The sequence below is a fragment of the Acinetobacter sp. RW6 genome (genome assembly GCF_041956835.1).
In the GTDB taxonomy this organism is placed as follows: domain Bacteria; phylum Pseudomonadota; class Gammaproteobacteria; order Pseudomonadales; family Moraxellaceae; genus Acinetobacter; species Acinetobacter calcoaceticus.
Window position 1 is genome coordinate 1508326 of record NZ_CP167121.1, and the last position, 23646, is coordinate 1531971.

General features: G+C 35.5%; 24 protein-coding genes and 1 pseudogene. 9 read left to right on the plus strand and 16 right to left on the minus strand.

Features of this window, described 5'->3' with window-relative positions:
• Positions 1-94: 94 nt before the first annotated feature.
• On the minus strand, positions 95-511 hold the full coding sequence (locus ACB088_RS07015) for an energy transducer TonB (protein WP_375038457.1): 417 nt from the start codon (positions 509-511) through the stop codon (positions 95-97).
• A gap of 85 nt (positions 512-596) precedes the next feature.
• Positions 597-1499, minus strand: a complete 903-nt coding sequence (locus tag ACB088_RS07020; RefSeq protein ID WP_375038458.1) for an energy transducer TonB — start codon at positions 1497-1499, stop codon at positions 597-599.
• A gap of 333 nt (positions 1500-1832) precedes the next feature.
• Between ACB088_RS07020 and ACB088_RS07025 the strand changes: the two genes are divergently transcribed.
• Positions 1833-2021: a hypothetical protein gene (locus tag ACB088_RS07025; protein WP_080027026.1), complete on the plus strand. Its 189-nt coding sequence runs from the start codon at positions 1833-1835 to the stop codon at positions 2019-2021.
• On the opposite strand, the gene ACB088_RS07030 is transcribed toward ACB088_RS07025, so the two are convergent.
• From ACB088_RS07030 to ACB088_RS07040, 3 genes are all read right to left on the minus strand, one after another.
• On the minus strand, positions 2018-2377 hold the full coding sequence (locus tag ACB088_RS07030; protein ID WP_375038459.1) for a hypothetical protein: 360 nt from the start codon (positions 2375-2377) through the stop codon (positions 2018-2020). The genes ACB088_RS07025 and ACB088_RS07030 overlap by 4 nt on opposite strands.
• Positions 2378-2621: 244 nt before the next feature.
• Positions 2622-3023, minus strand: coding sequence for a J517_1871 family lipoprotein (locus tag ACB088_RS07035; protein ID WP_375038460.1), 402 nt, complete (start codon positions 3021-3023; stop codon positions 2622-2624).
• A gap of 97 nt (positions 3024-3120) precedes the next feature.
• Complete coding sequence (locus ACB088_RS07040) at positions 3121-3948, minus strand: RsiV family protein (protein WP_375038461.1); 828 nt, start codon at positions 3946-3948, stop codon at positions 3121-3123.
• 187 nt (positions 3949-4135) lie between these two features.
• On the opposite strand from ACB088_RS07040, the gene ACB088_RS07045 reads away from it, so the two are divergent.
• The 6 genes from ACB088_RS07045 to ACB088_RS07070 all read left to right on the plus strand — a co-directional run bounded on the left by ACB088_RS07045 (position 4136) and on the right by ACB088_RS07070 (position 9880).
• The gene (locus tag ACB088_RS07045) at positions 4136-4525 is read left to right on the plus strand and encodes a hypothetical protein (protein ID WP_375038462.1); all 390 of its coding nucleotides are present in this window, start codon (positions 4136-4138) and stop codon (positions 4523-4525) included.
• 116 nt (positions 4526-4641) lie between these two features.
• The gene (locus tag ACB088_RS07050) at positions 4642-5523 is read left to right on the plus strand and encodes a LysR family transcriptional regulator (RefSeq protein ID WP_375038463.1); all 882 of its coding nucleotides are present in this window, start codon (positions 4642-4644) and stop codon (positions 5521-5523) included.
• A gap of 245 nt (positions 5524-5768) precedes the next feature.
• Positions 5769-6473 (plus strand): CoA transferase subunit A, encoded by a 705-nt coding sequence (locus tag ACB088_RS07055; protein ID WP_375038464.1) that lies wholly within the window; start codon positions 5769-5771, stop codon positions 6471-6473.
• Between the two features lies 1 nt (position 6474).
• Entirely contained in the window at positions 6475-7116 is a 642-nt protein-coding gene (locus ACB088_RS07060; protein ID WP_004642758.1) for a 3-oxoacid CoA-transferase subunit B, read from the plus strand.
• 116 nt (positions 7117-7232) lie between these two features.
• Positions 7233-8642, plus strand: a complete 1410-nt coding sequence (locus ACB088_RS07065; protein WP_375038465.1) for a short-chain fatty acid transporter — start codon at positions 7233-7235, stop codon at positions 8640-8642.
• Between the two features lie 65 nt (positions 8643-8707).
• On the plus strand, positions 8708-9880 hold the full coding sequence (locus ACB088_RS07070; protein ID WP_375038466.1) for a thiolase family protein: 1173 nt from the start codon (positions 8708-8710) through the stop codon (positions 9878-9880).
• Between the two features lie 49 nt (positions 9881-9929).
• On the opposite strand, the gene ACB088_RS07075 is transcribed toward ACB088_RS07070, so the two are convergent.
• The 4 genes from ACB088_RS07075 to ACB088_RS07090 form a co-directional block, all read right to left on the minus strand.
• Positions 9930-10823 (minus strand): LysR family transcriptional regulator, encoded by an 894-nt coding sequence (locus ACB088_RS07075; RefSeq protein WP_003651675.1) that lies wholly within the window; start codon positions 10821-10823, stop codon positions 9930-9932.
• A gap of 231 nt (positions 10824-11054) precedes the next feature.
• A complete protein-coding gene (locus tag ACB088_RS07080; protein ID WP_004642755.1) occupies positions 11055-11948 on the minus strand; it encodes a LysR substrate-binding domain-containing protein in 894 nt (297 codons plus the stop codon).
• A 547-nt stretch (positions 11949-12495) separates the two neighbouring features.
• Entirely contained in the window at positions 12496-12717 is a 222-nt protein-coding gene (locus ACB088_RS07085) for a hypothetical protein (protein WP_080028261.1), read from the minus strand.
• 110 nt (positions 12718-12827) lie between these two features.
• The gene (locus ACB088_RS07090) at positions 12828-13010 is read right to left on the minus strand and encodes a hypothetical protein (RefSeq protein WP_004642753.1); all 183 of its coding nucleotides are present in this window, start codon (positions 13008-13010) and stop codon (positions 12828-12830) included.
• Between the two features lie 413 nt (positions 13011-13423).
• Here ACB088_RS07090 and ACB088_RS07095 point away from each other — a divergent pair, with 413 nt between their 5' ends.
• The gene (locus ACB088_RS07095) at positions 13424-14842 is read left to right on the plus strand and encodes an aspartate ammonia-lyase (protein WP_080758426.1); all 1419 of its coding nucleotides are present in this window, start codon (positions 13424-13426) and stop codon (positions 14840-14842) included.
• 56 nt (positions 14843-14898) lie between these two features.
• Here ACB088_RS07095 and ACB088_RS07100 read toward each other — a convergent pair.
• Positions 14899-17095 (minus strand): annotated as a pseudogene (locus ACB088_RS07100) (TonB-dependent siderophore receptor).
• 528 nt (positions 17096-17623) lie between these two features.
• Between ACB088_RS07100 and ACB088_RS07105 the strand changes: the two are divergent.
• Complete coding sequence (locus tag ACB088_RS07105) at positions 17624-18910, plus strand: MFS transporter (RefSeq protein ID WP_045432497.1); 1287 nt, start codon at positions 17624-17626, stop codon at positions 18908-18910.
• 38 nt (positions 18911-18948) lie between these two features.
• On the opposite strand, the gene ACB088_RS07110 is transcribed toward ACB088_RS07105, so the two are convergent.
• The 6 genes from ACB088_RS07110 to ACB088_RS07135 are packed head-to-tail and all read right to left on the minus strand — an operon-like array spanning position 18949 to position 23634.
• The gene (locus ACB088_RS07110; RefSeq protein ID WP_375038467.1) at positions 18949-19230 is read right to left on the minus strand and encodes a gamma-butyrobetaine hydroxylase-like domain-containing protein; all 282 of its coding nucleotides are present in this window, start codon (positions 19228-19230) and stop codon (positions 18949-18951) included.
• The gene (locus ACB088_RS07115; protein ID WP_375038468.1) at positions 19214-20212 is read right to left on the minus strand and encodes a HEAT repeat domain-containing protein; all 999 of its coding nucleotides are present in this window, start codon (positions 20210-20212) and stop codon (positions 19214-19216) included. Before ACB088_RS07115 ends, ACB088_RS07110 begins: the two co-directional genes overlap by 17 nt.
• Positions 20209-21048: an ABC transporter ATP-binding protein gene (locus tag ACB088_RS07120; protein WP_375038469.1), complete on the minus strand. Its 840-nt coding sequence runs from the start codon at positions 21046-21048 to the stop codon at positions 20209-20211. Before ACB088_RS07120 ends, ACB088_RS07115 begins: the two co-directional genes overlap by 4 nt.
• 1 nt (position 21049) lies before the next feature.
• Positions 21050-21904, minus strand: a complete 855-nt coding sequence (locus ACB088_RS07125) for an ABC transporter permease (protein WP_375038470.1) — start codon at positions 21902-21904, stop codon at positions 21050-21052.
• A 34-nt stretch (positions 21905-21938) separates the two neighbouring features.
• Complete coding sequence (locus ACB088_RS07130; protein WP_375038471.1) at positions 21939-23369, minus strand: ABC transporter substrate-binding protein; 1431 nt, start codon at positions 23367-23369, stop codon at positions 21939-21941.
• 19 nt (positions 23370-23388) lie between these two features.
• Positions 23389-23634 (minus strand): ferredoxin family protein, encoded by a 246-nt coding sequence (locus ACB088_RS07135; protein ID WP_056479873.1) that lies wholly within the window; start codon positions 23632-23634, stop codon positions 23389-23391.
• Between the last annotated feature and the right edge of the window lie 12 nt (positions 23635-23646).

A 23646-nucleotide genomic window follows, 5' to 3' on the forward strand; every position in this document is an offset into this window, starting at 1 on the left:
TAAAAATTTATATAATTATTTAAAGACATGTGAATAGCCTTTCCTTCTATTAAACAAATAAATTATTTTTTTATGAAAACTTATTAATATTAGACTAGTTCTCAAGTGTAAATAGCAGAGGTAGAGTTACATCGAAACGAACATGTTTTCCATTTATTTTATAAGGCTTTAATTTAGCTAACTTGACAGCATTTATAGATTTTTCATCAAGCTCTGCTAGCCCACTGCTTCGAGTTAAAATAACCTCTGTAATTACTCCCCATTCATCAGCTTTAACATCTAAAAGCACATGTCTATTTCGTCCTGCAAGCTCTGCTCCCGAAATAGTAAGCGATGGAGCTTTTAACCAATAAACTTTAAATGATTCAGGAACCTTATAGTAAGAATTTTTTGAATCAAAATTTGGAGGAGTTTTAACATCTAAATCTAAGTTTCTATTTAAACTTTCTACAGGTTTACTTGCACACCCCAATAAAATAAGGAACAAGCTAGTTAAAATAATCTTTTTCATAAAAGTAACCAATTTAATAATAAGTAAAATTTAACAGCTCAAAAAAACACTAATGAGTTCTTTATTTTAAATTAATATCAAATAACTATGTTGCCTTAAAGCTAATTGATAAGTTTCTTGCTATTTTTCTAACATCAGTATTTTCAGGTAAAGTAAACGGAATTGATTTTTTAATCGCTCGTTCAATACTTAACTTAAATTCTTTAGGTACCTCATTCAAAAATATTATTTGATCAATCTCACTTTTATCTGTTAATAAGACTCTAACTCTTGCATTTGTTCCTGCCGAGTTAGTAGGAACATTCCAAGCTTTAAAAATTTTTAACTGGTACTCGTTTTTATATCTTTCAGCTTCACTTGAGGTAATAGATGATGGAAAATTATAAGCAACAGTTTTACGAATAGGATAAGGTTTTCCATTAACATTTAATGGAAAAGATTTTTCACGTTTACGAAATTCATCAAGCACGAAATTATCTAATTTAATAAGCCCACTACTTTTTTGAATTTCAGATCTAGTTAGAGTTCCGTTCACATCAGCTTCTGTAAAAATAGATACTGATCTATTTTGACCATACAGATCTTCGCCATTTACTTTTATTTCCGGATAGACCTCGAGTTCAGGTTCTCTAGATTCCTCTAAGTGGAAGGGTTGTACAAATCTGACTGGATAGAAAACTCCATTTTCTTGATAAGGGGAAAATCTGGCGCTTTCCACTGCGGTTATTAACTTTAAATCTAAACTCTTAATTCCACTACTTTGCAACAATTTAACTGCTGTAATTTTACTACTTATATTAGTTTCTGCTGCTATCACAACATTTCTATCATATCCTTGTAGCTCATCATTACTGATGCTAATGCTTGGAGGTTGAATCCACTTAACCTTTTGATATCGCAATTCTCTAAAATTTCCAGCTTCTTGCGCATATGTATTTAATGCAAAGTAAAATAAAAAGCTTAAGATAAATTTTATTAAAATTTTCATAATGAATTTCATTTAATCCTAATTAATATAGGTCCATATATTTTAACTAAAAAATATAAACCACATTTAAATAGCTTAAAAGCTATCCAACAGTACAAATTTTGCAAACAACTCAATTAATTTAAGAAGGCTATCTTAATAGACTTATTTTCTTATTATTCATAAAATTTTCGCTATCTCAAAAATGTATTCTATCAAACTTACTAAATAGACTACTCCAATACGTTACCAATAAATTACCTTTAACAAATGATGATGTAGTAAGTAGGTTTTACAGGTCTAAGGATCAAGCTAAGAATACGACTACTGATCAAATCATAGGAGCAATGGACAGTGAATAACAAATACAACAATGTCTTTAGTGATGGTGAAGGATTACAATTATTGAATGAGCTAATAGAGCTATTCCATACTAAGCTTCCTTGCGATAAAGACTCAGCAACACAGACAGCCTTCAATCTAGGGCAACAAGACGTAATTAACTACATCTTGAGCCGTATAAAAGAAGCTGAAATGGATTAGGCAGATACTAGATTCTTACCTTTAAAGTAATAGATAGCTGTTCCAATATTAAGACTTATAAATAGAGTCACAATATTTAATACAACTTTCTCTACAGGTCCTACTAATAAACCAATAAGAGGAAAAAAGGCTATAAGTAAATGTAACTTGAAGGCTGTCTTCACCTTAAAACCTACAGCGGTCTTAGTATTATAGTAACCGATCCAAATGACTATAAGGATGGCTGCTGCGTAGAAAATTGCCATAGCAATGTTACGTGGAAATATCATCCTCACTAACCCGCCAATCAAGGCACTAACGATAGTTTGTACAAAGAATACTAGACCAAAAGCAATCAAAATATATTTTAAGTTCATTTTTTTAAGTTTTAAAGATATTAAAAAATAATTATATATCAACAACATTATACAAATAAAGATAATAGTTAGATGAAGTCCAATCTAAGAGAGAAGAAAATATAATTACAAATGCGGAAAAGTCATTTCAAAATCTATAAGTAGGAAGTTTTTTCCATAAAAGATGAAATACCTATCAACTTCTGCACCAGCCTTCCTAACATTTCATCATGTCAACACCTCTGCTAACTTATAAGGTAGTTATCTATAATTCTTTGGCGCACTTCAATGATGCTGACTTTAAGTCATTATCGGCTTTATAGACCATATTTGAAGTGGAAGCACTTAACGTTATTCTAGATTCGAGTATATCTTTGTTTAGAAGCTTCACTTCAAGAGCCATACCATTTTGAATGTAAATCATATTATTTGCATATTTAACTTTGTTGAATACAACATGCCCATTAGTATCGTCACAAAGTATTCCATTGCCATCTGAATCAAGTTTTATTGTTGATATGTTTGGGCCGATCGAAATCGTCCATATACCTGACACTGAAGGTATTGAAGGTTGTACTTCACTAAATTTATTATTAATCATTTGAGTAGCGGGAGTTACACACCCTCCAAATAAAACCACCACTCCTAATAAAATTATTTTTTTCATGAAATTATCCATTTTAATAATGAGTAAAATTTAACAGTTCAGAAAATGAAAAACCACCCGAAGGTGGCCTAAGTAATTTATTTAGTATTTATTGCTCTTACATTTCAGTTTTTAAAGTAGGCATTGGCGGTAAAAAATCTGGTTTTATCAGCTGATTCGTATCATAGAGCTCTAAACTCACAGGACCTGCGGCATATGGAGCCAATTCGTAAAGCTGAAAATCAAAGGTCACCCCACCCGACTGGTTGATATAAAAATTTTCACTTACTTTAAAGTCCTCTTTGCTAATAAAGGGCTGCATATCATTTTCTTGGCACCAATATTCGTACTGTTTCCATAAAGCATCTTTAAGCGCATTCATTTTTCCATTCACTACAATATCTTTTAATCCAATGCGTTTTTTGCTTTTCAAGTCAAAAACATAATCTTCAAAAGTTGCTATACCATGTGCTCCGCCAGAATATTCTGAGCTAACTTTTGAAATTTGCACATATTGACCAAACTGTCCATTAAAGCGATAAACCACACTATCTGACCAGTTATTAAGCCCCTCAGCTTGTGTTTGATTTAACTGTTTTTGCTGTTCTGATGCAGGAGTAAGAGCATCTGCATAATTTTTACGGATTTCCTTATCGATTACTTGATCAATCCAGTCAATATTACTTTTAAGTGCAATGGCTTCTTTAGAAGTACATACAATACCCTCGACATCTGGATTAGGCCCACAAATTTTGGGTTGTTCAAACCTCACAAGAAAACTGTGCGCTATTATTGCAGGAATTTGATTTTCTTTTGTTTGGGGTTGTTCGGTCGTTTTTATAGTTGAAGCATTTTCTGTTTTTTCTACAGGTTTTTCTTCAGCTTTTTTCACACAGCCACTTAATATGAGTGGCACCAGTACTAAACCAAGAATAGTTTTATTCATTAATTTTACCCTTACATAATCTCATTTATCTTTTAAATTAAGTTTTAATGAATTTAAAATTCACAAATATTTTAATTGAATTAAGACCAGCTTTATATTGAGATATAGTTTTTTTTAAAAACAGTATTTATTTAATCTTTGTTATTCAATAGAATACTCTTATAAAATATTGATAAGAAAACAAAATATGATGTGGATTAAATTTGTATTGTACCCTCTGGGCATGTTTCTACTGTGGCAAATCATTTTTATAATCGAACAACTCTCTTTAGAATATCTAAATGTACCACAAGTCCTTGTGGGTATACTTTCGCTCATCATAAATTGCGGTATGCAAATTTTGATTGGATATAAAATTCCTCAATTAGCACCGAAATATAAATTTGTAGCAAGTGCTACTTACATCATCTTTTTCACCTTTTTATTAGCAATTTATTCAACAACTATTTTATTAGAAGGTTTAAAAGTTGCACCTCAAGTAATTTGGTTAGGTCATTTATTTTTCCATGGAGTTGGAATGGCTCTATACTTTGCAAACAATACAGATGAATTTTGTTGGGAAAATTTACTAAAGTAGTTGAGTCGCTTGTCCGCTCATTCCTTTTTCTTAAATTTTTGTCAAAAACCATCTTATTAAACAAATTTTCGTATAAATTACAGCACTAGGCTGGAACTGTAATCTAAAGGAACGAAATGACGCTTAAACAACTAAAAGCTTTTTTGGCCCTTGCTCGTACGCTTAACTATGCCAATGCCTCTTTAGATTTACATCTTAGCCAGTCCGCTTTAAGTCTCACTATCAAAAGTCTAGAAGAAGAATTAGGTGGGAAACTATTTAACCGTAATACACGCCGTGTTGAACTTACTCAGGAAGGTAAATCACTTATTCCCTATGCAAAAAAATTAATTGCCAATTGGGATGAAATGGAAAATGATGTTAAACAACGGTTTAAGCTTAATCGTGGAACATTAAGTATTGCCTCCATGCCATTTGTGACTCATGCAATTTTGCCTCAAGTCATTCATGAGTTTTTGAGTCTCCACCCTAACCTTAATTTTTCAATTCATGATATTCCTAATGAAACCATTATCGAAAAAGTACAGGATGGTATTTTTGAGCTTGGCCTATGTTTTGAGCCAGACCTGACTGAAGGTTTAGAGTTTAAACCGCTGTTTGAAGAAGATTTCTTAGCTCTATTACCTAAAACTCACCCACTCGCTCAAGCACCCTCTATTACATGGCAGCAGCTTTGTTCTAACCCATTTGTCACTTTGCAAAAACCTTCAATTGTTCGTTATTTGGTTGAGCAAAATTGTTTACGAAATAATATAACGCTTGATTTAAAAGTTGAATGTCATCAAATTTCATCACTTTCAAGTTTTGTGGCCTATGGAATTGGTGTAAGTGCAATCCCAAGACATTTTGCGTCTCACATTGATAAAGAACACAATGTATTAATTGAGCTACAAGACGAAGCTATTCATAAAACAGTTGGGATTGTCTATAAAAAGAACTTTGAAATTTCAAATATTTCAGCTCAATTTATTGAGGCATTACTTCAATATAAATTTTAAAAAATTAAATACTGTATTTTAGGATGAACAAAGCTTACTGCTAAGATAAATTTATTAATTATGATAAATTTCAATGCTATGAAATTCTTTTTTTAAGATTTTTTACTTTTGTGCTTCTTATCTTTTGTTGTTAATTTGATGCGATTCATTGATTATACTTATTAATCCTTTTAAAAAATTAACTTCTATAACATAAAACTAGATGCTAAAACTAAAACCACTAAGGGATATAGGATAACAATAGAATGAATAAAGTTTATGCTAGTGCAGAGGCAGCACTGAAAGATGTTATTGCAGATAATCAAACACTTGCCGTTGGCGGTTTTGGTTTATGCGGAATTCCAGAAAAACTGATTGTTGCAGTTAAACAAAGTGGTGTAACTGGTCTCACTTGTATTTCTAATAACGCAGGTATAGATGATTTTGGCTTAGGTATTTTGCTACAAACCAAACAGATTAAAAAAATGATCTCTTCTTATGTTGGAGAAAACAAAGAATTTGAGCGTCAGTATTTAAATGGTGAACTTGATGTAGAACTCACCCCACAAGGTACTTTAGCTGAAAAGTTACGTGCTGGTGGTGCTGGAATACCTGCATTTTATACTCAAACTGGCGTAGGTACACTGATTGCTGAAGGTAAAGAAGAACGTACCTTTAAAGGGAAAAACTACATTTTAGAAGAATCTTTAACAGCAGATGTTGCTCTTGTTAAGGCCTATAAAGCAGATAAAGCAGGTAATTTAGTATTCCGTAAAACTGCTCAGAATTTTAATCCTGAATGTGCGATGGCTGGAAAAATTACAATTGCTGAAGTTGAACAGGTTGTTGAAATTGGTGAATTGGATCCGGATGAAATCCATTTAGCGGGTATTTATGTAAATCGTATTGTACTTAATGCATCACCTGAAAAGCGCATTGAGCATAAAACTTTAAGCACGGAGGCAGTATAAAATGGCTTGGTCACGCAATGAAATGGCACAACGTGCTGCAAAAGAACTTGAAGACGGTTTTTATGTCAATTTGGGTATTGGCTTACCTACCCTAGTTGCCAACTATATTCCTGAAAATATTAATGTTTGGCTTCAATCTGAAAATGGCCTATTAGGTATTGGTGAGTTTCCAACTGAAGAAACTGTTGATGCTGATTTAATTAATGCAGGTAAACAAACTGTTACTGCTCGCCCTGGCGCTGCTTTTTTCTCAAGCTCAGCGTCATTTGCCATGATCCGTGGCGGCCATGTAAACATTGCAATTTTAGGTGCAATGGAAGTTTCCGAAAATGGTGACTTGGCTAACTGGATGATCCCAGGCAAGAAAGTAAAAGGTATGGGCGGCGCAATGGATTTGGTTGTTGGTGTCCAAAAAGTTGTAGTTCTTATGGAACATTGTGCAAAAGACGGTACGCCAAAAATTGTGAAAAACTGTAGTTTACCTTTAACCGGTAAAGGTGTGGTTCATCGCGTAATTACGGACTTAGGTGTAATGGACATTACCCCACAAGGTGTCGAACTGATTGAACTTGCTAAAGATGTCACTCTAGAACAAATTCAAGCTGTTACAGGCGTCGAATTCTATAAAACCTTAGTCGCTTAAATTTTAATTTTTAGTTAGCCAAACAAGACTTAAGTTAGAAAGTGAGCTTAAGTCTTAGCTCTTTTAAGCACCGGATGTGCTGTCAACGAATAAGAACGAGAAGGATTTTTTCAGCTATGGAAAAACAGCAAGGAATTTTTGAAAGATTTGCCCTTCGGATTAGTGATTGGTCTGAAAAGTGGTTTCCAGATTCATATATTTTTGCACTACTCGGCGTCATTATTGTTTCTGTTGCCGCTTTAGGTATTGGTGCACCTATTCAAGATGTAGCGACCTCATTTGGTAATGGTTTTTGGAGTCTTATTCCATTTACGCTACAAATGACCATGCTAATTATTGTGGGTTATGTCGTTTCCGTATCTAAGCCCATCAAATTTCTGATTCAAAAAATGGCGCGTATTCCAAATTCTGGCCGTGGTGCTATTGTTTTGGTTGCGACCGTCAGCTTATTAATTTCGCTGGTCAATTGGGCGGTAAGTACGATTCTTACTGCACTTTTAGTTATTGCATTGGCAAAACGTAAAGAACTCAATATGGATTATCGTGCTGCCGCCGCAGCTGCGATTATTGGTATGGGTGCAACTTGGGCATTAGGGATCAGTTCTTCAGCAGCACAGCTTCAAGCGAATAAAAGCAGCTTGCCTGAGTCGATTTATAATTTGACCGGTGTTATTCCATTTACAGAAACGATCTTTCTTTGGCAATCAATTGCGATGACCATTATTTTGGTGATTGTTTCAATTGCAATTGCGTATTGGTCAGCTCCAAAAGGTAATAACGTTAAAACGATTGATAGTTTTGATGTGCAATTTGAAGAAGAAAAGCCTCATGAGGAAAAGTCGACTCGTCCAGGTGACTGGTTAGAAAACTCGCCTATTTTAACGATTATTGTGGTGGCTTTAGGTTTAATCTGGATGTTTTTTGAATTTTCAAAAAGTAATCCTATCATTGCCATTTCAAGTTTAAACACATACAACTTTGTTTTTTTAATGCTAGGTCTAGCATTACATGGAACGCCACGAAACTTTTTAAATGCTGTTGCAAAGGCAGTTCCAGCTGTATCAGGAATCTTAATCCAGTTCCCGTTGTACGGAAGTATCGCCTTTATTATGACGCAAGCTTTGAATAGCCAAGATTTATCGCTATCACACTATGTTGCCGAGTTTTTCGTCTCTATCGCTTCAAAAGAAACCTTTGCGATTGTGATGGGAATTTACTCTGCCATACTCGGGTTCTTTGTACCTTCTGGCGGTGGAAAATGGATCATTGAAGCTCCATATGTCATGCAAGCGGCAAATGATTTAAAAGTTCATTTGGGTTGGTCAGTACAAATTTATAACGCAGCTGAAGCTTTACCAAACTTAATTAATCCATTCTTCATGCTTCCAATGTTGGGTATTTTAAAACTAAAAGCAAAAGATGTGATTGGTTTTACAGTCACCCAGCTCGTCGTGCATTTTCCTTTAGTTTTATTTTTATTGTGGTTCTTTGGAAGAACACTTAGCTATACCCCCCCTACTTTTTAATTTACTGGCGCCTTTAGTTTCGGCTAGAGGCAAATTTAGCAAATACATCAATAAGAGATATTAAGATGAGTTCAATTGTTATAGTTTCAGGTAGTCGTACTGCAATGGGCGGTTTTCAGGGCAGTTTATCTTCTTTAACAGCTCCAGAGCTTGGTGCTGCAGTAATCCGTGAATCGATTAAACGTGCAGGTGTTGCACCAGACCAAGTAGATGAAGTTATTTTTGGTTGCGTATTAAGTGCAGGTATAGGCCAAGGTCCCGCTCGTCAGGCTATGCGTAAAGCTGGCGTGCCCGATCACGTAGGTGCAGTCACCATTAATAAACTGTGTGGCTCTGCGATGAAAGCGGTGTTAATGGCATCAGATACTTTAAAAGCTGGTAGTGCCAACATTATTGTTGCGGGTGGTATGGAATCTATGACCAATGCGCCCTATATTTTGCCTAAAGCTCGCGGTGGTTACCGCATGGGACACGGTGAAATTAAGGACCATATGTTTTTAGATGGCCTTGAAGATGCAGAAACAGGCCGATTAATGGGTTCTTTTGCTCAAGACATGGCGAATACCAAAGGCTTTACACGTGAACAAATGGATAATTTCGCGATTGCTTCACTTAAAAAAGCGCAAACTGCGATTACAGAAGGTTATTTCAAAGAAGAAATTGTTCCTGTTGAAGTAAAAACACGTAAAGGTGTTGAAGTTGTTGATCAAGATGAACAACCATTAAAAGCGAATCTTGAAAAAATCCCAACTTTACGCCCTGCTTTTAGTAAAGACGGTACAATTACAGCGGCTAACTCAAGCTCAATTTCTGATGGTGCTGCTGCATTAGTACTCACCACTGAAGAATATGCACAAAGTCATGGTTTAAATACTTTAGCAAAAATTGTGGCGACTTCTAGTCATTCACAGCATCCAAGCGAGTTTACAATTGCTCCAATTAGCGCAATTCAAAAAGTACTTGAGCGTGCTGGTTGGTCTGTTGACGAGGTAGATGCTTGGGAAATTAATGAAGCTTTTGCAATGGTCGCAATGGCGCCAATTCATGAGCTAGGCATTGATGAAGCAAAAGTCAACGTACATGGCGGTGCGTGTGCTTTAGGACACCCAATTGGCGCAACTGGTTCAAGAATTATTCTTTCTCTTATCTATGCTTTAAAACGCCTCGGTAAAAAGAAAGGTGTTGCTGCGTTATGTATTGGTGGCGGTGAAGCTACAGCCGTCGCAATTGAAATCTAAAAACTAAACCACACAGAAGATGTAGGAGTTTTTCTTACATCTTCTTTTTTTAGACTTTAAAAAGTTCATAACAGGTTTGGCGGAACCATTTATGGCTACTTTTATGATGACAAGACATATGCCAATGTTGTTTAACATCATAAGTTGGGAAGTCGAGAGGTGCCGGTAAAATCTGTAAATTTTCTCTGACTAATAAGACTTGGCTCAAATAATACGGTACGGTTGCAATCGCATCTGTTTCTTGAACGACTAAACCCACCCCTAGATAACTGGGTAGGCGAATCAAGATATTTCTATCCAATCCTTTGTTCTGTAATTCATTTTTAATGTGGTAGTGACCGATTCCTGCATCAATATCGATATGATATTCCCGCATATAATCATCTAAAGTAAAATTATTTGGATCTAAACGAGGATGGCTCTTAGAGCTAATCACCACATAATGTTGTTTGAAAAACTTTTGTTGATAAAAGCCTTCTTCTAATTGAGGTAAAAAACCAATTGCAAGGTCAATTTCACCATTTGCCATTTGATAACTGGTTTCTGGAGTAATCGGCCGAATATTCAAACGAATTAAAGGAGCTTTCTCTTTTAAATAGTTTGTTAATTGCGGCAATAAGACCAGATGAGATACATCTGTCATCGCAATTGTAAAAAGTTGATCAGAAGTAAGCGGATCAAAGTTCACACTAAAGTTGTTAATACTTTCAACTTTATCAATCACTTCACTAATAAGTGGAAAGATTTCTTTAGCTAATTCGGTTGGAATCATCTCATTCCCAACACGAATAAAAAGCGGGTCATTAAAATGCTGACGGATTTTGTTCAGTCCATTACTAACACTCGGTTGAGTAAGACCAATAGCATCAGCAGCCATTGAAACGCTTTTAAACCGATAAATATGATAAAAAATATTTAGTAATCTACTATCTAGATCAAACAAAATTGTCTCCGTCTGGATCAAATAATCCATTCAAAAGGAATGAAATCGGGTACAGCATATATAAAAATGCTCACTAGATTTCTGAATTATTGATATATGGTCTAAATTAACAAAGAATCTAGACCATGAGCAATGCTTTATAAAGCCTTTCATCATAAAGACAAAGGTATAGGTGCTTTAATTGATTACTTTGTATATAACTTTGCTGAATACAGCCCATAATTATAAATTTTAATCAGGCTGAGTTTGGAAGCCCTTCCAGATTTGCTGGACTGCTTTGTTATCACTCAAATTATTTTTAAAAATGTAAATATCTTGGGGAAGACAATATTCATGATGATCCAACATGACCAGTTTTCCGTTAGCAAGATCTTCCTCTACATTAATTTTTGGAATCCATGCCACCCCTAGGCCTTGCAATACCAGCTCTTTCAAATTAGTTGCATTATCAGTCTCGTATAAGGTTTTATAGATCAATTTACCTTCGATCAGTTGGTCCACTAATTTTCGCAAATAAGCGTGTTTACTGTAAGCAAGCAATGAAAAATTATTCTGAATTGTATGCTTAGGCGTATGGTCGGCTTCGGTAGCTGATACAGGAACAATCTCTGTTTCCGCAATCTTGATCCCGCTTAAAATATCATCACCCACACGATTAATATGAGATCGGTCTGCATAACAAATCATAAAATCGCAGGCACCTTCTTTTAAAAGAGATAAACCCTCACCACTATTGGTCGCTACAATTTCGATTTTTAAATCACGCATAAACGTTGGAAATTTTTTCAAAAAAGTCGTTAAAAAACCTGAAGCTAATGAATGAACAACACAAAAACGAATAGTAGATTCGGTTTCATTTTTAATATTTTTAATCAGCTTAGCGGTCTCTTCCACCTGCTTTTCAATATTTTTAGACATAACGAGCATAATTCGCCCGATGTCTGTAAATTCAATATTATTTTTATTATTTCTAATAATAACTTCAGCTCCTATCATCTCTTCTAATTGCTGAATTCTACGCGTAAAAGCGGATTGACTAATAAATCGCTTTTCTGCTGCCTTTGAAATAGAACGCTCGCGCTCTAATGTTAAAAGATCTTCTACCCAACGTACTTCTAAGTTCATTTTATGCATTCCCTTTTTATATTTATGTCCTTAATTTGTCTTGTTGGGAAGCTGGATAAATAGCTGAATAGATGAATGAAAAATATAAAACATGGGAGTACCTGCAAAAATGCGATGGAAGAATGGCAAGGCCAAACGATAAAAAGTATATATTTAATAATTCTGACATAGAAAAGAGTGTAAGAGAATAAAAGACTTTGATTTAACTCATCAACTCATACAAATATAAAATTATTGCGGTAAAAATTATTTTAAATCAATAATTAAATTAAACATAACCTAAGTAAATGAACACTTCAATCTTAATAAAAAATAAAAATAATCTTATGTTTTCATCATGTTTTTAATTTTGATAAAAAAAGTCCGTACCTTGGGGAAGAATACGGACTGTAAAACTAAAATGTTACTATTTTGATTATTTCAGGATTTAAGCTTTCTGACCTAATAAAATTATTCAAATCAGAAGATATATTTGCAGTATAATTCAACTAAATAAACCTGACTATTCTACTAAAGTATCTATCCGAGATTGAGCTGAAACAAATTTCTAATATTCACCAATGAGATAATATAGCTTTCTTGAAATTTCAACCATCATATTAGAAGTATATTGAGTGATTTCAAAAACTTGCTTTTTCTGTGGGTTAAACACCATATTATCTTTTTCATCGCTAAAAAAGATATAAGTGGTGTATTTATCCATTTGATGGATATGCTCTTTTAAGCTTACTTTTTCCCCAGAATTGGGATCATAGGCGATAAACTTCATTCTCATGAATTTTGTCTCTATACATACGGTCTTTTACCTAAAGTTAATAAAATTTAGATAAAACAATATTTTGATGGATAATGTAAAATAGTTAGGCTGAGTAACCGTGGCTATTTATAAGATATTGCTACGATACTATTTGCCTTGTTTACAGAGGTTTCCGCAGAAGCAATAGATTGCTCTGCTTCTTTAAGAAGACGAGAAGTTTTTGACTCTCTCTTCTCTTCACCCTGAAAAAGTACATAGTATGTAAAACTACCCAAAATAATTAATGCAGCTGTGACTTTTAACATAAACTTAAAACTAGGATTTTTTCGTATTATAGTGCTTTTTATGTGAAATGCATCACATTTTTATATAAATTTGTTAGATAAGCTACACTCCCCATCCTATTAACCTCATTAATTTACTTGATATTTCACTTAAATTAATGAATCTATAATTTCGTATCCGGTTATTTTTTGATTACATGACCATTTTGTTCATCAGAAAATTTTTACATATTAAATTTATCTAAACAGTAAACTGTTAATTTAAAAAATAAAATTTAGATTTAATTGGTGCAGGAAAAAGAATTTTTTATTTTTAAATTTAGAAAAGAAGAAAACTGATATGCAAAAAATGCATAATTAACTTGATAAATGCATTAGAAGTGAAGCATTTCGAAATCTAATATGAATTATCTACTCTACTAATTCGAAGTTTAATGATGAACGCTGAAATTACCACCCGTATTGAGAAGGATCTTATTGGTTATAGAGAAATCAACAATAATGATTATTACGGAGTTCAAACATTACGTGCTCTAGAAAACTTTAACTTAACCCAAAGCAAGGTTGGAAATTTCCCTCATTTAATTAAAGCATTAGCAATGGTAAAACTTGCTTGTGCTGAAGCGAATCATAATCTTAAAAGCTTAGATCAAACTAAATTTGAAGCAATTGAATACAGCTGTAATCAACTTATTCGCGGTAATTTTCACGATCAATTCCCGATCGATATGTTACAAGGTGGTGCTGGTACTTCAACCAATATGAATGCAAATGAAGTATTGGCGAATGTTGCTTTAGAATATATGGGGCATGCAAAAGGCCAATATCAATATTTACACCCTAATAATGATATCAACATGTCACAGTCTACAAATGACGTGTACCCTACTGCAATTCGTTTAGGCTTATTATTAAATTTAGACGAATTGAATCTCCCTTTTAATAACTTGATCTTAAGCTTCCGAAATAAGTCTCAAGAATTTGCTCACATCTTAAAAATGGGTCGTACTCAGTTGCAAGATGCTGTACCAATGACATTGGGCCAAGAGTTTGGAGCTTTTGCAGTAACCTTACAAAAAGATCTTGAGCAAATTAATACGCTTATTCCAAATGTTTTAGCTTATATGAACCTTGGTGGCACAGCGATTGGTACGGGCATTACCACTGAATATAATTACCGTGAACTTGCGATTCAAGCACTTGCAAAAATCTCTGGTAAAAAAATTAAATCATCTCCTGACTTAATCGAAGCAACTTCAGATATGGGTGATTTCGTTCTTTTATCTGGTTTATTAAAACGCACGGCAACTAAACTTTCAAAAATTGCTAACGACTTGCGCTTACTTTCAAGTGGTCCACGTACTGGTATCAATGAAATTAACTTAGAAGCACGTCAACCAGGTAGCTCAATCATGCCGGGTAAAGTAAACCCTGTTATTCCTGAAGCAATGAACCTTGCTTGCTTCCAGATTATTGCAAATGATTTGGCTGTAACTTTAGCTGCTGAAGCTGGTCAACTACAGTTGAATGCAATGGAACCACTTATTGCATTCAAACTATTTGAATCTATGGATTTGCTTGGTAACGCGATGGCAATGTTCCAGTCAAAATGTATTGATACGATTACGGCGAACCCTGAACATTGCAAAGCTTTAGTTGAAAACTCAATTGGGATTGTGACTGCACTTAACCCATATTTAGGTTATGAAACTACAACTCGTATTGCTAAAACTGCAAACGAAACTGGGCAAAGCGTATTGGCTTTAGTTCAGAACGAAGGCTTATTATCGGCACAAGTGCTTGATGATATCTTGTCGATTAATAATATGGTTAAACCAAAAATGTCGGCTTAATTCCTGAAATAAAAAAGGAGCTTTTATAAGCTCCTTTTTTATTTGTGTTATAAATTTTAAAAATTAAAAGTTGTAGAGAATTGAGCTGTACGAGGATTACCCAAGAATAGATAGTCATCCCCCATGAATGGACCAACATCACGCCAATATTTCTTATTAAATAAGTTGTCAATATTGAATCTAAACGTCGTGTCATGCCCAGCAAAATTTGTTTTATAGGCAGCACCAATATTAAAGACGCTATATCCACCTACTTTTGCAGTTGCCTCTTTGTTTGCATATTTACTAGTACTATATTGCATGCCACTTAACAGTCTTAAACCTTCAACTGATGGTACTTTATAAGATAACTGGGCAGTTGCGCGTACTTTCGGTACATTTTGAGTTTGATGACCTTTGTAGCTGTCACTATCAACATCAACAAGGCGAGATTTGGTATAGGTAATACCTGAGCTTACGTCAACTGTATCAGTTAAGGCACCAGTCAAGCCTAATTCAATACCTTGATTGTGTTGTTCACCTTGTTCAACAAAATCGAAAGATCCATCGGCATTGACTTTGCTATATTGGTTATCCTGTTTTAAATCAAAGACAGCAGCCGTTATTAAGAAGTTTTGTACTTGTTGCTTAACACCAACTTCAAATTGTTCAGAGTTTCTAGGTGCTAAAATTTCAAGAGCATTATTAGCAAACCAAGGTGCTTCACCACCATCCGATAAACCTTTGGCATATGAAGCATACAAATTAGTGGTAGCAGTTGGGCTATACATGAGTGCTAATTGCGGTAAAAACTTATTTAGGTCTTTATCTCGGCTTTGCTGCCCATCTGGCGTATAAGCTTGCTCATCAAGATGAATAAGTTTTCCACCCAGTAAAGTTGACCATTGCTCGTTAAATTGAACTCGGTCAGACACAGTGAGTGCAAGTTGATCGCTTTCTAAAGCTTTAAAACGATTACCTAGGGTTTCTACAGGAACTTCAAAGTCAGGAGTGTCATCATAAATATTTCCAACACCCTCTAAATGAATATTACTCGGGTCATAACGCTTCAGATTTTTACGTGTATTTTGCAACCCAAAAGCTACTTGATGTTGAATACTGCCTGTATTGAATTGACCATTTAATGCCGCAGTAAACTGATTGGTTATACGTGTGTCATCTGGACTACGATAGTCATAAAGGTCATAGTTACCATCTTTATCGAATACCGCGAGTCCATTACCTGATGAGTAGTAGCTTCCATAAGGAAACACAATATAATCATCAATCACAACACGGCTTTGCGATGCACTTAAGCTGCCATTCCATTGATCGTTAAAGGCATATTGATATTTCAAGCTTGCATTTACACTGTTATTTACAACAGGTTTGCTCCAAGACTGATACCCCAACAAACGGTCTTCATCAACATTTGTTGGTACTTGCCCATCAAGCAGTTGATACCCCGGAACTGAGCGTTGGCTTTGATGCTGAGCTTCAATATCAAACAGTAGTTTAGAGCGATCATTAATTTTCCAATCTAAAGCAACTGAACCAAACTCACGTTTACCATTTGCATGATCGACATTTGGGTGAATACTTTCATGGGCTAAATTAATTCGATATCCAAATTTATCATTCAAAAAGCCGCCTACATCTGTTGCAAGTGTATAACCACCTTCTGAATTTGCATCGACGGTAACACTCTTAACATCGGCAGGTCGTTTGGTTACATAGTTGACAACACCACCTGGAGTCGACATTCCACTTTGAATAGCGGAAATCCCTTTTAAAATTTCTACTCGCTCTTTGTTTTCTAAAGCAACGTTTTGTTCACCACGAATGTTATGGCCATTAATAAGATAACTTGAACCTAAATCGAGCGAAAAACCACGAGCTACGAAATTTGGATAATAGCCAATTGCAGCATAGCCATCTCCTAACGATGAATCATTCTTAACAACATCAGTCAGTGTTTTTGCGTGCTGATCGGCCATGCGTTCAGATGTAATTGTTGTGATAGATGCAGGAATCTTTTTTATATCGCCTGTTTGAAAACCAGATAAATTAACTTTTTTTGAGGAATATAAATCGTCAGTGTTTTGGGTAGCATTCACGGTAATTGTAGGTAGTTGAGAAACCTCCGCCTCATTTGCATAGACAACAGACATCATCAGTGCAATAGATGATGCTAATGCTGTTTTAGAACATGTAATGAAGTGAAGATTTAACGAGTGTCTGTCCATTGAATAACTACCTGCCCATACCGTGCATAATATAAGTATGCTAAAAGTCGGAAATCTTCCATATTTTTTAGCCTCGAAAGAATACAGTGACACATATCGAGAAACAACAAATTATGTAATTTTCAGATCAAGTAAATTTTGTGTAATAAAGCGTCATCATTATATGAATTTCATTTATTTTCTTTGAAATTGGTACTATAACTTTTTAAGTATTACCAAATAGTCAAAATAAAACTAAGCTCAAAATAAGCTTAAAACCAAGGAGGAATACAATAAAGAATATGGTTGATAAATTAGATGTCTGATTTTAAATAAAGTTTATGGTGTATTGATCAACTCATTAAATTAAGGAAATGTTCGATAATCGATAAAAATATCTTTAAATCGAACAAAAGATCATACAATCACTAGAATGGAAATTTAAAATTATAAAAAATGCATGGAGAGGAATTCTAAGGTAAGTACTCAGGATTGAGTGATATTTAAAAACTCTTGCGATTTCCTGCTCAGTACACCTAAAAATTTCTATTTTTTTCTGCTAACTGACGGAATATATATGACATACACTAAGGAAGAAAAACGTAGCAGAATACGCGGTATTGTTGGTGCGGCCTCTGGTAACCTTGTTGAATGGTTTGACTTTTATATCTATGCAGTCTTTGCTACTTATTTTACACAAGCCTTAACTGCACCCGACATGGATAGTTCGACCAAAGCTATTTATGTTTGGGGTGTATTTGCTGCAAGTTTTTTCATGCGTCCTATTGGTAGTTGGATATTCGGACGCATTGCAGACCGACATGGTCGAAAAAAATCAATGGTCATTTCTATTTGCTTAATGGCATTGAGTTCCTTCTTATTTGCGGCCTTACCTACTTACGATCAAGTCGGATTATTTGCTCCTTTTCTTTTACTCGTTGTGCGCTTACTTCAAGGCTTATCAGTCGGTGGTGAATATGGCGCCGTTGCAACCTACATGAGTGAATTAGGATTAAAAGGTCAACGTGGTTTTTACTCCTCTTTTCAATACGTCACACTCTCTGGTGGTCAATTGCTGGCAAGTTTGCTCGGCGTAATTTTATTAGCATTTTTAAGTGAGCAACAATTACATGACGGCGGATGGCGTATTCCGTTTGTTATTGGTGGTTTTGCTGCAATTTTATCCTTACTTGCTCGTAGTCGCTTAGAAGAAACCCTTTCTCATCAAGATAGTGAACGTGAAGAGTCTGGTAGCTTAAGAGAACTCTTTAAAAAACATTGGAAAACCTTTTTATTGGTGGTTGGTTATACCTCTGCGGGTTCATTAACTTTTTATGTTGAAACTGTTTATTCAAAAACTTATTTAACTAACTTAGGTATGGATGGAAAAACCGTTGGTTATATTATGACCTTCGCATTATTTGTCTATATGTGTGCTCAACCTGTATTTGGTTCAATTTCCGACCGCATTGGGCGACGTTCTTCAATGCTGGCATTTAGCTTATTATCTGCAATTTTTATTTATCCAATTATGGCGATTGGAATGCCTAATTATATAGATTCACCGATTATCATCACCTTGCTACTCATTTTTATGATGATGATCTTGAGTTTCTATACATCAATTAGTGGCTTAGTCAAAGCAGAGATGTTCCCTCCTCATGTGCGTGCACTAGGTGTAGGCTTCTCTTATGCGGTAGGTAATGCCATTTTTGGTGGATCGGCACCTTCAGTTGCACTACAGTTTAAAGCTGCTGGAATTGAAAATACCTTCTTCATCTATGTCATTGTTATGCTCATTATCTGTTTCTTATGTAGCCTTGCGCTCCCTAAAAAACCAGATTATTTAGAACATGACCATTAAATAAATGAGATGCCTTTTGTCCCAAGCAAAAGGCATCTTTAATACTTAACAAACTCTTTTAAGAAAACCCAAGGATAAATTCCTTTGTCATGCCCATCACTAAAACAGATTTGGGCGCCATATCCTTGATCAAACATTGCGGTAATTTCAACTTCCTGCTGTTCAATTTTTATTTGTTTTATTCGTTTTGATCTGCAAAAACCGCAAGGACAAATTTCCCTAAGATGTTGGTGGCTCAAGCATAGGCTTGAACCATCATTCCAAATAAAATGAACTTGTTTATTTATAATATCTACACGGATATCAGGTCTGGTTTGCATACTTCACCTCACCAATTTGATTTAATCCAATACGAATTGCTTTTCGAACTTCTGGATCAGAATCATGTTGATGCTGCTCTAATAGCATTTGAGCTTCTCGTGTGCCAATTTCTCCAAGTGCTAAAGCAACTTCTTTACGTAAATTGCTAATTTCATGTTTAAAATTAGTAGCTAAATGAGCAACTGCCAAACTCGATTTTAACAATCCCAAACTGCGTACAGCTGCTATTTGTACTTGCCAGTAAGGATCCACTAATGCCTTAATTAATGGTGCTTCCAGTTCGGAAATACACAATTTCCCAATAGTTAATGCAGACTCCACTCTTAACTGCCAACTTTCAGCATTTAGTGAATGATTAAGCGCTTGAATTACATCAATTGATAATTTTTTACTATAAGCCAAACCACCTGTTGCAATACGTCGTACTTCATCATCTATATCCGTTTCAACAATTTTTGCCAATATTGCAATGGCTTGATCTTGTTGCAACCAGCTTAAAGCACTCACAGCTTCACGGCGTACAAGAGTATCTTGATGCTGTACCAAAGCTGATATTTCTGTAAAGAACTGCTGCGCTCGTAAAGGTTTTAAAGCGCGTAAGATTGCACTTTGTACAAAAGTGTCTTCATGCTGTAAATATGGTGCAAGTACATCGGCTGATGCAGCTTCTTTGATTTCACTTAAACTCTGGCTTGCTGCGAGACGCACATTAAGATCGGAATCACTTAAAGCCTGAGCTAATACCTCTAAACTGACGTGATCCTCCCAACTTTCTAATTTTTTTGCGGCCTCTTCACGCACTAAGGCTGACGAGTCATATTGCAGTGCTGCATGCAACCAAGGTAGTAAATCTGGATTTTCTTCGTCACCGATATTCATTAAAGTAACAAAACGAACCTTCTCATCTGGATGGTTCAACTGACCAAGAAATTCTTGATTATATTCATCTTGGTCATCTAAAGCTTGATAATAAAAACTCATTCGTATTCCTTGATTTGTGCTTTCTTTCCAAGCCCTAAAGGGTTTAAGCGGCTTAACTCTTCTTGTTGAGTGGCTTCCTTTAAAGTTTGCATGCAATGTTTTTTAATGGTTGTAAATTCACTACTTGTAACAAGTTCGATATCACGTGGACGTTCAAAATCAAGGTTGATTTCCTCAATAATTCGGCCCGGTCTATGGCTCATAATCAGTACTCTATCTGCCAGAAAAAGTGCTTCATCAATATCGTGGGTAATGAATAAAACCGAAGTTTGAATTTCTTGCCAAATGTTGAGCAATAGCATTTGCATCTTCAAACGGGTTTGCGCATCTAACGCACCAAAAGGTTCATCCATTAATAAGATGCGAGGTTCGTTAATAAGTACTCGTGCAATTTCAACTCTTTGCTGCATACCACCTGAAAGTTCAGCTGGAAATTTCTGCTCAAAACCTTTGAGCCCCACCAGATCAATCATTTTCTTTGCCTGATCTATACGGTTTTGTTTACCAACACCCTTCATTTTTAAACCGAAAGCAATATTTTCAAGCACACTTTTCCACGGAAATAACGTATGTTGCTGGAACACTAACCCTCTGTCTGGATGCGGCTCAACAATAGTTTCATTATCGACCGTTAAAGCCCCTGAACTAATGGGTAAGTGCCCTGCCAAAGCACCTAGTAATGTTGATTTTCCGCAACCTGAAGGACCAAGTAGACAAATAAACTCACCCGGTTGTATTTCGAAATTAACCCGATCTAATGCTTGAAAGCGACTTTTACCTTGCCCTAAATGTAGAGATAGATTTTGAATACGCACATGGCCTTGTATAATCGACATTTTAAGACTTCCTCAATTGATACCATGGAGTAAATCGGTTGCCAATCACACGAACTAAGGTACTACTGAACATACCTAACGCTCCGATCAGCACCATTCCAACCACAATGTTGCTATAGTTTTGTAAGGTGAACGATTCCCATGTGAAATACCCAATGCCATGTTGGCCTGAAATCATTTCAGCGGTGACTAAGCAGAACCAACAAGTGCCCATTCCAATGGATAAACCGGTAATAATGTTAGGTAATGCACCGGGAATAATGACTTCATGAATAATGGCAATATCGGAAGCCCCTAAACTTTTTGCTGATGCAACGAGTCTTGGGTCAACTGCACCAACGCCATGTACTGTGTTTAATAAAATTGGAAATAACGCACCAATAAAAGTAATAAAAATCATGGAAGCTTCTGAAGATGGAAAAATCAGAATCGCTAAAGGAATCCATGCAACTGCTGGAATTGGACGTAAAACCTCTAATGGCGGCATTAAAAATGCAGCGAGTTTTTGATAACGTCCAGCCAACAAACCAATGCCTACGCCAATCAGTGCAGCCAACACAAAACCAATTACAACTCGAAAAATACTAGATTCAACATGTTCAAATGCGGTGCTGAGTTGAAAAAATGGCCACAGCGCATGGATGACATCTAAAGGTGTCGGTACATTGCTAAAGTTCACAATGCCTAAATTTATTTTAAACTGAGCAAGTCCTTGCCAAATTACTATCCAAAAAGCTATAGATGTAAAAGCAATGACATAGTTTTTAAAATGTGTCTTATATGCTCCCAACTGCTGAAAAAATTTAATTAAAAATGTACTTTGGTTTTTGGGTTTTGTGTGGACTAAACTACTCATTTGTCACCTCCTAATCATTAGCTAAGACAACACATCAGCTCTGTGTTACAAGCTGAATAGCTTTAAAGTCATATACTTTTCCACCTTGTTGTTTAGCCCATTTTTCAGCATCATCTTTTAATAAAAAGGCCTCAATTTGCCCTGCTTTATCTGTGGCATACCATGCTAGATTGGCAAGCAACTTAATATCGGACTGATGATCTTGGCTATAAACCACACGCACCGTTTTTCCTGCCGCTTGAATTTTCTTTAAATCGGAAAATGCATGTTCAGGTGTTTCATAGCTACGAACTTTTTCTTCACCCTTTACCCAAATTTGAGTCACACGATTAAACGTTTTGATGGGTTGGCCCGTTAAAGCATCATTTGCAACCAAAGGTGATTTTGCATAGTCAGCGAGTTGCTGGCTGTAATTTAGCCCAGAAGCCTGAAATGCATCTTTAATATATTGATCATCAATAAATTTATTTACATCGAGAGTGCCATCGTTTTTGCCTAGAACTTTTAAAGTATCAACTGCGATTTGAGTTGCTTTTCGATATTCAGGTTTCCAAGTTAAATCACGAGTTTGTAGACCTAATGGACCATGAAACAGATAGACCACTTCGGCAGGAATACCTGTTTTTTCAGAAATAAATTCACTATATTTTTCAGGTTGTTCCCGAATCAGGCGATTTGCTTCAATGGTCGCTTGTAAGTAAGCCTTGATAACTTCAGGATGTTGCTGTGCATAATCCTTGCTCGCAAGTGAACCATGAAATGTCGGTGATTTTGCTTGTGAACCATCATAGATTTTTTTGGCAAAACCTTGGTAGGCAAATAACTCTCCAAACGGTACGAAGTCAGCATGCGCAGCAATCTTATAACTTTTTAATGCAGGCCCTGCAACTTCAGGAGCCTGAGCAATCACTTTAATGTCTCTATCAAGTTGCCAACCTTCAGCTTGAATCGCTCGCAGTAACAGTCCATGGGCAGTTGAAGCAAAAGGTACAGAAATGGTTTGTCCTTTTAACTCTTTTAGGGATGTTACTTTTGAGTCAATAGGGACAACAATCGCATTACCACTGCCATTAATGCTGCCTGATAAAGGCGCTAAAAAGATGCTTTCTTTTCCAGCTTTTTTAAAAGCCGCTAAATTATTTACAGCAGGAAAATCGGCCATCGCTCCCAAATCTAAACGTCCGGCTACCATTTCACTGGTTAGTGGCGCACCTGAGGTAAAGTTTTTCCATTGAATGTCGTATTTAACGTGTTTGTATTCACCATCTTTGGGTAAATATTTTGGTAATAAATTCAGTTCACGAACAAGTAATCCACCTGTTGCACAGTTAATGGTTGTGTCTTGTGTACCAATCGCTACACGAACAGTTTCTGTTTTACTGCCGCACCCCAAAGTGCCGAGTACAATGGCACCAATTAAGCTGCTGAGTAATAATTTTTTATTGATCAATTTATTTTGTCTCATGTTGAGTATTCCAAATTAATTATTTGAGTAGGTATGGGATATTTACTTTGACTGCATCTGTTGGGCAGTCCTTTTCACATGGCATGCAGTACCAACACTCATCAAATTGCATATAAGCTTTTTGAGTTAGAGGATCGATTGCCAATAAGTCCATTGGACAAACATCCACACAGACTGTGCATCCTTTATCGGCAATACATTTATCTTCATCAATAATGACGGGTGCGACAGTACGGTGCTGAACTTCTTTAAAAATAAAAGCCATTGTTTGAATTCC